The 12,233-nt window shown below is 62.6% G+C and carries 10 protein-coding genes; 6 read left to right on the top strand and 4 right to left on the bottom strand.

Going from position 1 to position 12,233, the window contains the following annotated elements; translation table 11 throughout:
• Nucleotides 1-19: 19 nt before the first annotated feature.
• Complete coding sequence (locus ACGYLA_RS04215) at nucleotides 20-1,483, bottom strand: AMP nucleosidase (protein WP_394430542.1); 1,464 nt, start codon at nucleotides 1,481-1,483, stop codon at nucleotides 20-22.
• Nucleotides 1,480-3,282, bottom strand: a complete 1,803-nt coding sequence (gene ade, locus ACGYLA_RS04220) for an adenine deaminase (protein ID WP_394430544.1) — start codon at nucleotides 3,280-3,282, stop codon at nucleotides 1,480-1,482. The genes ACGYLA_RS04215 and ade overlap by 4 nt, the downstream gene beginning before the upstream one ends.
• Nucleotides 3,283-3,405: 123 nt before the next feature.
• Between ade and ACGYLA_RS04225 the strand changes: the two genes are divergently transcribed.
• The gene (locus tag ACGYLA_RS04225; protein WP_394430546.1) at nucleotides 3,406-4,650 is read left to right on the top strand and encodes a glycosyltransferase family 4 protein; all 1,245 of its coding nucleotides are present in this window, start codon (nucleotides 3,406-3,408) and stop codon (nucleotides 4,648-4,650) included.
• A gap of 2 nt (nucleotides 4,651-4,652) precedes the next feature.
• Here ACGYLA_RS04225 and ACGYLA_RS04230 read toward each other — a convergent pair whose 3' ends face one another.
• Nucleotides 4,653-5,771, bottom strand: a complete 1,119-nt coding sequence (locus ACGYLA_RS04230) for a polysaccharide biosynthesis/export family protein (RefSeq protein ID WP_394430548.1) — start codon at nucleotides 5,769-5,771, stop codon at nucleotides 4,653-4,655.
• 141 nt (nucleotides 5,772-5,912) lie between these two features.
• Between ACGYLA_RS04230 and ACGYLA_RS04235 the strand changes: the two genes are divergently transcribed.
• The 5 genes from ACGYLA_RS04235 (at nucleotide 5,913) to ACGYLA_RS04255 (ending at nucleotide 11,172) form a co-directional block, all read left to right on the top strand.
• Complete coding sequence (locus ACGYLA_RS04235) at nucleotides 5,913-6,806, top strand: NAD-dependent epimerase/dehydratase family protein (RefSeq protein ID WP_394430550.1); 894 nt, start codon at nucleotides 5,913-5,915, stop codon at nucleotides 6,804-6,806.
• Between the two features lie 10 nt (nucleotides 6,807-6,816).
• On the top strand, nucleotides 6,817-7,428 hold the full coding sequence (locus ACGYLA_RS04240; protein WP_394430552.1) for a sugar transferase: 612 nt from the start codon (nucleotides 6,817-6,819) through the stop codon (nucleotides 7,426-7,428).
• A 242-nt stretch (nucleotides 7,429-7,670) separates the two neighbouring features.
• The gene (locus tag ACGYLA_RS04245) at nucleotides 7,671-9,554 is read left to right on the top strand and encodes a polysaccharide biosynthesis protein (RefSeq protein ID WP_394430554.1); all 1,884 of its coding nucleotides are present in this window, start codon (nucleotides 7,671-7,673) and stop codon (nucleotides 9,552-9,554) included.
• 143 nt (nucleotides 9,555-9,697) lie between these two features.
• A complete protein-coding gene (locus tag ACGYLA_RS04250) occupies nucleotides 9,698-10,552 on the top strand; it encodes an SDR family oxidoreductase (RefSeq protein ID WP_394430556.1) in 855 nt (284 codons plus the stop codon).
• Between the two features lie 26 nt (nucleotides 10,553-10,578).
• Nucleotides 10,579-11,172: an exopolysaccharide biosynthesis protein gene (locus tag ACGYLA_RS04255; protein WP_394430558.1), complete on the top strand. Its 594-nt coding sequence runs from the start codon at nucleotides 10,579-10,581 to the stop codon at nucleotides 11,170-11,172.
• Here the strand turns inward: ACGYLA_RS04255 and ACGYLA_RS04260 are convergent.
• The coding region (locus tag ACGYLA_RS04260; RefSeq protein ID WP_394430560.1) for a transketolase C-terminal domain-containing protein at nucleotides 11,169-12,233 on the bottom strand (1,065 nt) is incomplete at its 5' end. The genes ACGYLA_RS04255 and ACGYLA_RS04260 overlap by 4 nt on opposite strands.

The raw sequence follows: 12,233 nt of genomic DNA on the forward strand, positions 1-12,233 counted from the left end.
TTTTCCGCTGTTTCTAGCCCTATAGGAACGCCGTTTCGTCGAAGGACCGAAGTTTCCGGCTGTGGATCCGCTCCAGCGGCATGCGGCGCAGCAACTCCATGGCGCGGATGCCGATCATCAGATGGCGGGCGACTTGGGTTTTGTAGAAGTCCGAGGCCATGCCGGGCAGTTTCAACTCCCCATGCAGCGGTTTGTCCGACACGCATAGCAACGTGCCATAGGGCACCCGGAAGCGATAGCCATTGGCGGCGATGGTGGCGCTTTCCATATCCAGCGCCACGGCGCGGGACTGGCTCAGCCGTTGCACCGGGCCGGACTGGTCGCGCAGTTCCCAATTGCGGTTGTCGATGGTGGCGACGGTGCCGGTGCGCATGATGCGTTTCAGCTCATAGCCCTCTAGCTGGGTGACCTGCGCCACCGATTGCTCCAGCGCGATCTGGATCTCGGCCAGCGCCGGGATCGGCACCCAGACCGGCAGGTCGTCGTCGAGAACGTGATCCTCACGCAGGTAGCCATGCGCCAGCACGAAATCGCCAAGGGCCTGCGTGTTGCGCAGACCGGCGCAGTGGCCGACCATCAGCCAGGCATGCGGGCGCAGTACGGCGATATGGTCGGTTGCGGTCTTGGCGTTGGAAGGCCCGACACCGATGTTGACCAGCGTGATGCCAGACCCATCCGCCCGCTTGAGGTGATAGGTCGGCATCTGCGGCGTCTTCAGCGTTTCGGCCAAGGGCGCATCGGGATCGGTGATCTCGGCATTGCCGGTCGAGACGAAGGCGGTATAGCCGCTTTCCGGGTCGCGCAGCATCTCGCGGGCGTATTGCTCGAACTCCGTCACATAGAACTGGTAGTTGGTGAACAGCACATGGGTCTGGAAATGCTCAGGATCCGTGGCCGTGTAATGCGCCAGCCGTGCGAGGGAGTAATCGACCCGCTGCGCGGTGAAGGGCGCAAGCGGGCGCACGTCATCCTCGGGCACATAGGTGCCGTTAACGATATCGTCATTGGTCGTCGACAGATCCGGCACGTCAAAGACATCGCGCAGGGTGAAGTCCGCCGCCCCCTCCTGCGGCACGTTCAGCGCGTTGTCGCCGGACATGGCGAAATGCACCGGGATCGGCGTGGTCGAAGGGCCGACAATCACCGGCTGGTCGTGGTTTTCGATCAACAGGCCGATTTGCTGGATCAGGTAGTTCCGAAACAGATCGGGCCGGGTGATCGTCGCCGCAAAGGTTCCGGGAGAGGAGACATGCCCGAAAGACAGCCGCGTATCCACATGCGCATAGGAGGAGGTGCGAAACCGCAGCTCAGGGTAAAAGGCGCGGACGCGGGCATCGGGGGCCGAGCTCTCCATCGCCTTGGCAAAAGACTCCCGCAGGAAGGTGGTGGCTTGCTGATAGAGTTCGGTCAGACGGTTCACGGCAGCGGTCGCATCGCGGAAGCTTTCCGGGTTCGGGGTGTCCGGGGTCAGGATCGTTGTCATGTTTGCGGCTCTAACAAAGGTATGATTTCAAAGTTCTGCACATCGACCAGCCCAAGGTCCGAGATCCGCAGTTCGGGGATCACCACAAGGGCCAAGAGCGAATGCTGCATATAGGCGTTGTTCAGCTTGCAGCCACAGTCGATCATCGCCTGAACAAGGGCTTCGGCATCGGCGGCGACCTCAGCGGCGGGACGGTCGGACATCAGCCCGGCGATCGGCAGGGCCACCAGCGCCAGTTCCTCGCCTTCGCGGAAGATGGTGATGCCACCGCCCACTTCGCGCAGACGGTTGGCGGCGCGGGCCATCTCCTCGGCATCGGTGCCGACGACAATCATGTGGTGGCTGTCATGCGCCACGGTTGAGGCCATGGCCATGCGCCCTTCATAGCCGAAGCCAGAGACGAAAGCGTTGGTCACCGTACCCGTCGCGCGGTGGCGTTCCACCAACGCGATCTGGCAGACCTCGCCCGTGCCCTGCACGCGGCCCTCGGTCACCGGCAGTTCGAACTTCAGCGCGCGTGTGGGCGCTTGGTTTTCGACCACACCGATGACATTGGCGGTGACGGCATTGGCGCCTTCGGGGGCGGGGATGTCGAAGTCCGCCGCCGCGAGGTCACGCGCCATGTTCACCGTGTTGCGCGCGGTGTCTGGCCAATCGAAATGCGGGCAGTCGACAAGGCATTTGCCGTCTTCGGCCACCACTTCGCCGCGCGCGATCACTGTCTCGACCGGGAAACTCGCAAGGTCCGAGGTCAGGATCACATCCGCCCGACGGCCCGGCGTCAGCGAGCCGATTTCGCGCTCCAGCCCGAAATGCGTCGCGGTGTTGATCGTCGCCATTTGCAAAGCAATCAACGGATCGCAGCCACAGTCGATGGCATGGCGCAGAACGCGGTTCATATGCCCTTCGTTGGTGATCGTGCCCGAGTGGCTGTCATCGGTGCAAAGGATCATATTGCGCGGATCGAGGCCTTTTTCGGTGATCGCGGTGATCTGCGTCTTCACGTCGTACCAGGCCGACCCCAGCCGGATCATCGACCGCATCCCCTGCCGCATCCGCGCCACGGCGTCGGCCTCGCAGGTGCCCTCGTGATCGTCCGCCGGACCGCCCGCCACATAGGCGGCAAAGGCGGGGCCAATGTCGGGGGAGGCGTAATGCCCGCCCACGGTCTTGCCCGCCCGTTGCGTCGCTGCGATCTCGGCCAGCATCTGCGGGTCGGCATTGCTGACGCCGGGGAAGTTCATCATCTCCCCCAGACCGACAATGCCGGGCCATGTCATCGCCTCGGCCACATCCTCGGCGGTGATCTCAAAACCCGTGGTCTCCAGCCCCGGGGCGGAGGGCGCGCAGGAGGGCATCTGCGTGAAGATGTTGATGGGCTGCATCAGCGCCTCATCATGCATCATGCGCACGCCGTCGAGACCCAGCACATTGGCGATCTCATGCGGGTCGGTGAAGGCCGAGGTGGTGCCATGCGGGATCACTGCGCGGGCGAACTCGGCGGGGGTGAGCATCGTGCTCTCGATATGCATATGCCCGTCGCAAAGGCCGGGCGCCATGTAGCGGCCTTTGGCCTCGATGATACGCGTGCTCTCGCCCCGGCAATGGCTGGCGTCGGGACCGACAAAGGCGATGCGCCCGGCGGCGATGGCGATGTCATGGTCGGGCAGGCATTCGCGGGTGTGCACATTGACCCAAATGCCGCCGGTGATGATCGTATCGGCCGCGCGCCGTCCGGCGGCGACCTCGACCAATTGCGCGGCCACATCGGGCCAAGAGGGGAACGTTTTATCTGTCATGTCCAAAGGTGACATAGGGCCGAGGGAGGTTCAAGCGAACACGCCATCGGAAAGGGCGCGCGATGTTGCCAGAGCGCGCCGCTTGCGGCTAACTGGCGCGCAAGGCTTTTACGGAACGATTATATGAATTTTCTCTTTGTGCACCAGAACATGCCCGGCCAATACCGGGAATTGATACAATGGCTGGCGCAGACGGGCGGGCATCGCATTTATTTTCTGACCCAGCGTCAGAATGCGCCGCAGCTGCCGGGGGTCGAAACCCGTGTCTACCGCCCCCATCACCGCCCCGACGAGAAAGCCTATGGTCTCTCGCGCATTTGGGAGGAAGCCTCAGGCAATGGGTTCGGCGCCGTCAACGCCGCCCAGCAGATCGAAACGCGAGAGGGGTTTCGCCCCGACATCATCATCGGCCACGTCGGCTGGGGGGAGTTGAGTTTCTTCAAACAGCTTTGGCCGGATGTGCCGATCATTGGTTATTTCGAGTATTACTATAACATGACCGGCGGGATGGTGGGCTTTGACCCTGCCGAGAAAATCTCGGCCCATGCGCCCTATCTCAACCACGCGCGCAACATCGTGCCGCTTGCCAATATCGAAACCGTCGATCTGGGCCATTGCCCGACCTATTGGCAGCGCGATCGTTTTCCCGAGAGCTTTCACCGCAAGCTCTATGTCTGTCACGACGGCATCCGCACCGATCAGCTTTTGCCCGACCCGGATGTGAGCCTGCGTCTGGGGCGTTTGGCGCGGCCCGTGACGCGCGAGGATGAGATCATCACCTATGTCGCGCGCAATCTGGAAAAGACGCGCGGCTTTCACACGATGATGCGCGCCCTGCCGCGTATCTTGGCCGAGCGGCCCCATGCGCGGGTGGTGATCGTCGGCGGCAATGAGGTCTCCTACGGCAAGCAGAGCGATCATCCCGGCGGTCTGCGCGGAGAGATGGCGGCGGAGTTGCAGGATCGGGTCGATTGGGACCGCGTGCATTTCGTGGGCAAAGTGCCCTATCCCGACTTCAAGAAGCTGGTGCAGATCAGCCGCTGTCACATCTATCTGACGATGCCCTTCGTGCTGTCTTGGTCCTTGCTCGAGGCCATGTCGATGCAGGCCACGATCGTCGCCTCTGATGTGGCCCCGGTGCGCGAGGCCGTGACCCACGGTGAAACCGGCCTGCTGGTGGATTTCTTCGACCCCGATGCGTTGGCAGCGCAGGTGGTAGAGGTGCTCGCCCGTCCGCAGGATCACGCCCATCTCGGCCCGGCGGCGCGGGCTCATGTGGTTGAGAATTACGATTTCCTGACCCGCTGCTTGCCCGAACACCTTGCGCAGATCAACGCATTGGTGCCCGAGGGCAAGCGGATCGGCTAGGGTCAGTTGCTGAGGTTTCCGGCGGTATTCACCAGTCCGAAGACCGATCCGACAAGACCCAGAATGGTGCGGGTGTCCGACAGCGGGCTTTCCGTCGCGAGCACCAGATCGCCGGATTGAATGTGGAAATTCCGCGCCGAGAACAGCCCGTCGGATGTGGTCAGGTCCAGCGTGAACACCACCCGCGTGCGGCGCGGGCCGCGCACGCCCGTATTCACCGCGCTGGCGGGGTATTCGCGCAGGATCAGGATGCCTTCGGGATCGGCGCGGGATTCGTTCACCCCGCCGATGATTGCCAATGCATCCAGCGCCGAGACTTCGTCGCGGTTGAAGGGAAACTGTGCCTCCCGCCCGGCGGCACCTAGCGACAGGAAGTAGCGGCGGTCATCTTCGATGATCAGCTTGTCGCCCCCGATCAGCCGGGTGTCGAGGCTTGGGTTCTCATAAAGCCGGTCGATCGAGGTGGTATAGATATTGGCGCCGCGCAGCAGTTTGACCTGCGGGTTTTCGATACTGGAGAGCACGCCGCCGCCAGCCGAGATTGCGGCGAGAACGGTGAAGTTGTTGTCCGGCATCAGGATGTTGCCGGGCTTGTTCACCCCGCCCACGAGGTCCACCGAATTGCCGCGTCCTTCGGTCATCGCCAGTTGCACCTGTGCGGAAGGCACGATCCCCTCAAGCTGCCGTTGAAGCAATTGACGGGCCGAATCCGGCGTGCGGCCAGAGACTTTGACCTTGCCGATATAGGGCATGAAGATGGTCCCGCTTTCCGAGACGCGAATGCCGGGCAGGGTGGCGACTTGTTGAGCCGGAGAGGTCAGCAAGGAGTTATCGCCGCTGTCCCAGACCAAGAGGTCCAGCCGATCGCCGGGGCGGATGACTTGGGCATTTGACCCCCGGCTGGCGCCGATCCAACTATGGCGCTTACTATCGGTACGGGGCCATTGGGCGACATGGGGCAGAAAGGCATGGGTCACCGGATAGACAGCGATATCCGCATCCGGAGTCTCCGCCGCCCGTATCACCTCTTTCTGAATGGCGGCACCGCGCGGAAGGCTCGCGCAGGCGGCAAGAGAGGATGCCAGCAGGATCGAGAGGAACAGCTTGCTGAAGTGCTTCATAAGATGCGCATCGCTTCCGAATGTTTTGCCGGCAAACCGGGGTATTTGATCAATGTCTAATGTAAAATAACGGGTCTCGCAGAATGCTGCCTGCGCGGCCTATGATTACAATTCTAATTCGGCAGGATAATGGCTGAACCTATGGCGTCAATGATTTCAATGGGCAATGCGGCTTCGGGCAGGGGGTTGGCAATCGACGGAGTCCTCTTACTTGGTGCGACGGGCCGATTGGGCGGCATGCTGCGCCGTCATTGGCCAGAGCCGCAGGGTCTGCGCAGCCAGTCGCGGGCACCGCGCCCCGGTTTTTATGATTTCGATTTGCCAGATGCAGAAGAGAGCCCAAGCGACGCGGCCCTCGCAGCCGCGCGTGGGGCAAGAGCGATCATCTCTTTGGCGGGTGTGACACCGGCCCGCGCGGGTGCTTGTGATGCCGCTTTGGAAGACAATGCGACCCTCGCCTTAGCTGCGTTGAAACTGGCAGAGACGGCGGGGGTCCCGCGGCTTCTCGTCGCCTCATCGGCGGCGGTCTACGGTGCAGAGGACGGCCCGCTGCAAGAGGAACTGTCCTGCGCTCCGCTGTCGGATTACGGTAGGCAGAAGCTTGCGATGGAAAAGGCGGTGCAAGAGGCGAGCGGCGAGACCGCAGTCACTGCGCTACGGATCGGCAACGTAGCGGGGGCGGATGCGATCCTCGGGGGCTGGCGGCCGGGTATGCAGATTGATCGCTTCACCAATGGTCGCACGCCAAGCCGCAGTTACATCGGGCCGGTGACCTTGGCGCGGGTGCTGCACGCGCTCTGCCGAGCAGACAAACTGCCGCCCATTCTGAACATCGCGGCCCCCGGCGCGGTGGAAATGGGGGCGTTGCTGGATGCGGCGGGGCTGGCGTGGGAGGCCAAACCCGCCCCTCCCGCCGCCATTCCCGAGGTGCGGCTGGATACGAATGCACTTGAACGCCACGTCGATTTCACGCCAGAAACTCAAACGCCCGCCGGTTTGGTGCATGAATGGCAGCAGGATATGAACAAACGATGAAGACCCATCAATGACTTTGCGCAAGCGCATTTTCGATCTGTTCTTCGCCAGCCTTCTCGTTGTCATCTTGGGGCCGATCCTGCTGGGCTTGCTGGTCTGGCTGCTGGTCAAAGAGGGGCGGCCACTTTTCCATGTGGCCGAGCGGATGAAAACGCCGGAAGAGAGTTTCAAGCTCTGGAAACTGCGCACGATGACGGTGGCCGAAGAGGATCAGGGCGTGTCGGGCGGCAACAAGGCCGCGCGGATCACGCCCACGGGCGCATGGCTCAGGGCGCGGCGCTTGGATGAGTTTCCTCAGCTGTGGAACATCCTGCGCGGTGATCTGAGCTTTGTCGGCCCCCGCCCGCCGCTGCGCGAATATGTTGAGCGTTTCCCCGAGGTCTATGCCGACGTCCTGAAATCCCGGCCCGGGGTGACCGGTCTGGCCACGATCCGCTTTCACAAACATGAAGAACGGCTGCTGTCACGCTGCGAGACCGCGGCAGAGACCGATCGTGTCTATTGTCGCACCTGCGTCCCGCGCAAGGCGCAGCTTGATCTGATCTATCAGCGCCATCAAAGCATCTGTTTTGACTTTGCCCTGATGTTGCAAACCGTCCAGAACTTCTTCAGCCGTGGTTAACGTTTTCAGTCATCGGGCGAGACGCCGCTGAGCAAATGTGTTAAGAATTGGTTTTGTTAACCAAAGCGTGGCATTGTTTGCCGCATATTTAAGCAATTGTAGATTCGGATGGCGATGTATTATGCGCGTTTGGCCGTTTTCCCCCTTAGTGTGGTGCATCGGCGCCAAGGACAGAAGATGGTAGTGCGCAGGTGGGGAACGCAGTGCATTCTCGAATACAGCCGTAAACAGGGGAGCGGCGCATGCTGAGCATTATCAAGTCGCTGACCAAGCGGCAAAAGCGCGTAATCATGCTGACGCTCGATTCCTGTCTGATCCTGCTGGCTGCCATCCTCGCGCTGGCGGTGCGCGGATTGCCTGAACCCTTCCTCGATGCCTTTTTCAGCTACGCCCTCACGCTACCTCTCACCCTGATCGTCGGTATCATCGTTTCGATCCGCTTGGGGGTCTGCACCACGCAACTCAATGCCTATGAAACCGCAGCGGTCGGAAGCACCGCGATACTCGGGACCACCCTTGCGGCCGTATCTCTGCTGGGCGCGTCCCTTCTGGGGCTGGATTTCCCAATCGGCGTACATGTGATGTTCGGGGCGATCTTTTTCTCGCTGGTGGTGCTGTCGCGGGTCATCTTGTTGCATATCGTGTTGCAAATCTACCGGACGGGCGACGCGCGGTGCCGCGTTTTGATCTACGGCGCAGGCACCACGGGGACGCAACTGGTTTCGGCCCTGCGCGGCCATGAAACGATCGAACCGATTGCTTTTGTTGATGACAATATCGCGCTTCAGGGGCTCAACGTCTCGAAGCTGCCGGTCTATTCCCCACGGGGCATCGCTGAACTTACCGTCGAAAAGCAGATCGATCGCGTGTTGCTTGCCGTGCCTTCGCTCAGCACCCCCAAACAGGCCCAGATCGCTCGGCGGTTGGAAAAGTTGGGTCTTGAGGTGCAGACCCTCCCCTCCTTCGCGCAGCTGATCGGCGAAGAGGCTTTGGTCGACAAGCTCTCCCCCGTCTCTCCGAGCCGCTTTTTGAACCGGGATGAGGTCACCCCTATGATCAACGAAGGGGGCGAGAGCTATGCGGGTAAAGTGGTTTTCGTCTCGGGTGCAGGGGGCTCCATCGGGTCGGAACTGTGCCGCCAAGTGTTGCTTTGTCGGCCCACCAAACTGGTGCTTTTCGAGTTGAGCGAACTGGCCCTCTATAACGCCGACATGGAGATCCGCCAGTTGGCCGAGGGCAGCGATATCGAAATCGTCTCGGTCTTGGGGACGGTGACGGATACCCGGCAGCTGCGCAAAGTGCTGTCGCAACACGGGGTGAATGTGGTTCTTCATGCCGCGGCCTATAAACATGTGCCCTTGGTCGAGGCGAACCCGCTGTCGGGGCTGGTGAACAATGTCCTCGGCACCCATGCTTTGGCCGAACAGGCTGCCCGGGCGGGGGTGGAGCGTTTCATCCTCGTATCCACCGACAAGGCCGTGCGCCCGACCAATATCATGGGCGGGTCCAAGCGCCTTGCCGAACTCGTCATTCAGGATATGGCGCGCAAATATGGCGGCCCGGGCGGTGTCATCTTCTCCATGGTCCGCTTTGGCAATGTTCTGGGGTCCTCCGGGTCGGTCGTGCCACTGTTCCAAGAGCAGGTCAGCCGCGGTGGCCCGTTGACGGTGACAGACCGGGGTGTGGCGCGTTACTTTATGACGGTCGAAGAGGCTGTGCGCTTGGTCCTACAGGCCGGATCGCTGGCCCAGGGAGGCGAGGTCTTTGTTCTGGACATGGGCAAACCCGTGCCGATCCTCAAACTGGCCCGGCAGGTGATCGAGACCGCCGGATACACCGTGCGGGACGAAGACAACCCCGATGGCGATATCGAGATTGAGATCACCGGTCTGCGCCCCGGCGAAAAGATGACCGAAGAGCTCACGTTGAGCGGTCTGCTGATCAATACGGCCCATCCCAAAATCTATTCCGCGCGGGAAAACGGGCTGCACGAACTCGAAATCGCCTCGGCCCTGCGAGACCTGCGTGAGGCGCTGGTGGCGAATGACGAAGCGCTGGCGCGTCAAGTGGTCTACCGTTGGGTTGAGGGGTTCGCCCCGCCTGAGGCGTTGCGAAGGTCCTCATAGCGAAGTGCATGGTAGTCTCGCTACCAGCGGAGCGCCGGGGTTAATCGCGCAGGTTCTAATGATCGCAGCGGCTCGACCTTTTGAAAGAGTAAATCCACCGCTTGCCGCTTGTGGTTGCGGCCCAAGCGGGCCACTTTGGCGGTATGGATAAAACGCTTCTTTCCCTCGGCCATGGCTATAGCGCGCGGGCCTTGGCGGCCCGGTTGCTCCCGCAAGGCTGGCGCATCATCGGCACGACCCGCAGCCGCGAAAAACTGGATGAGATTGCCGCGACGGGGGTGGAGCCGATGCTTTGGCCCGGCAGCGATCTGTCTTCGCATTTGCAAGAGGTGCCCAACCTATTGGTCTCTGCCGGGCCGGGGCCGGAAGGGGATCCGGTTCTGCTGGATCTGCAGGATGAAATCACCGCAGCGGCCCCCCATTTGCGGTGGGTCGGCTATCTGTCGACCACCGGCGTCTACGGCGACCATGGGGGCGATTGGGTGGATGAGACGACACCGCTCACCCCCTCCACCCGGCGTGGCGCGGCGCGGGTGCAGGCCGAGGCGGCATGGGGCGCGATCCCCGGCCTGCCGCTGCATATCTTCCGGCTCGCGGGCATTTACGGCCCCGGGCGCGGACCATTCGCCAAGGTGCGCAAAGGCACGGCGCGGCGCATCATCAAGCCCGGGCAGGTCTTCTCGCGTATTCATGTGGAGGATATCGCCCAAGCCTTGGACCTGTCGCTGGCCAAGCCGCAGCCGGGGGCGATCTATAACCTTTGTGACGATGATCCGGCCCCGCCGCAGGATGTGATCGGCCATGCCGCCGCGCTTTTGGGCCTGCCCTTGCCCCCGGCGGTGGACTTCGACAAGGCCGAGATGACCGCCATGGCCCGCAGCTTTTACGCGGAGAGCAAGAAGGTCCGGAACGATCACGCCAAGGCGGCGTTGGGCTGGCAACCGATCTATCCCGATTACCGCTCTGGTCTGGCCGCGCTGCTGGAGGCGGAAGACTGAATCCGAGGCACCGCCAGAGGCTCTGAATGCGTCAAGACGAACACACGTTGGCCCATTTGCTGGATAGCATGGAGCGCGCGGCAGAGAAGGAAGCGGTGTCGATCAACGACGTGCTGCATGAGATCGGGGACCGTTCGATCACCCCCCTGATCCTGATCGTCGCCTTGCTGCTGGTCTCGCCCCTGTCGGGCATTCCCGGCGTCTCGACCCTCGCGGCGGTGACGATCATCTTGCTGGCCGTGCAGGCCGTGACCGGACGGCGCAGGCTTTGGATGCCACAGTTCTTGTTGCGGCGTGAGGTGGCAGGGCATCGGTTGAGCGGCTGCGTAAGGTTTCTGCGTCGGCCCTGCGCCTTTGTCGACGGACGTTGCAAGCCGCGCCTTCAGTTCCTCACAACCGGGCCGATGCGTTTCATCACACTTGTCGTGGTCACGATCATCCCGCTCGGCTGGCCCTTCATGGAGGTGCTGCCGATGATGTCGTCGCTCGGGGCGGGCACCGTGGCGTTGTTGGCTTTCGGGCTATTCACCCGCGACGGGCTCTTCGTGCTTTTGGGCTATCTCTGCGTGGCGATTACGTTGGTCGCGGGCGGCCTGCTGGTGCTGACCGCCGCAAGTTAGGCGCGCTGCGCGTCCAAGTCGCCAATGCCCAACACCTCAAGCACCCTGGCGGTGATCTGTTCGGCGTTCATCCCCGCCACGGCATACATATCCGCCGGGCTGGCCTGATCGATGAAGGTATCGGGCAGCACCATGGAGCGGAACTTGAGCCCCTTGTCGAACACCGCCTCATCCGCCAGCAATTGCGCGACATGGCTGCCGAAGCCGCCGACTGCGCCCTCTTCGATGGTGATCAGGGCTTCGTGGTCTGCGGCCAGTTTCAGGATCATGTTGCGGTCGAGTGGTTTGGCGAAACGCGCATCGGCGATGGTGGGGGTGATGCCCTTGGCGCTGAGCGCTTCGGAGGCCTTTTCGACCTCCTCCAACCGCGTGCCAAAGGACAAAAGCGCGACTTTGCTGCCTTCGCGGATCATCCGGCCCTTGCCGATTTCCAACGGCGTGCCGCGCTCCGGCATCTCGACCCCGCGCCCTTCGCCGCGCGGATAGCGGAAGGCGATGGGGCCGTCGTCATGGGCGGCTGCGGTGGCGACCATATGGCGCAACTCGGCCTCATCGGCGGCGGCCATGACCACGAAACCCGGCAGGTTGGCGAGGAAGGCCACGTCGAAGGCGCCCGCATGGGTCGGCCCGTCGGCGCCCACGAGCCCCGCGCGGTCGATGGCGAAACGCACCGGCAGGCGCTGGATTGCGACATCATGCACGACTTGGTCGTAGCCGCGTTGCAAAAAGGTGGAATACATCGCGCAGAAAGGTTTCATCCCCGCCGCGGCGAGGCCCGCGCAGAAGGTCACGCCATGCTGCTCGGCGATGCCCACGTCGAAGCAGCGGCTGGGATAGCGTTCGGCAAAAAGGTCGAGGCCGGTGCCATCGGGCATGGCGGCGGTCACGGCGCAGATCTTGTCATCCTCGGCGGCCTCGGCCAGCAGGCTGTCGGCGAAAACGCGGGTGTAGCTCGGCGCGTTGGAGGGGGCTTTCTTTTGCTCGCCCGTCACCACGTTGAACTTGGCCGTGGCATGGCCGCGATCCCGCGCGGCTTCGGCGGGGCCATAGCCCTTGCCCTT

This window comes from Sulfitobacter sp. 1A13679 (assembly GCF_043557115.1).
Lineage (GTDB): Bacteria > Pseudomonadota > Alphaproteobacteria > Rhodobacterales > Rhodobacteraceae > Sulfitobacter > Sulfitobacter faviae.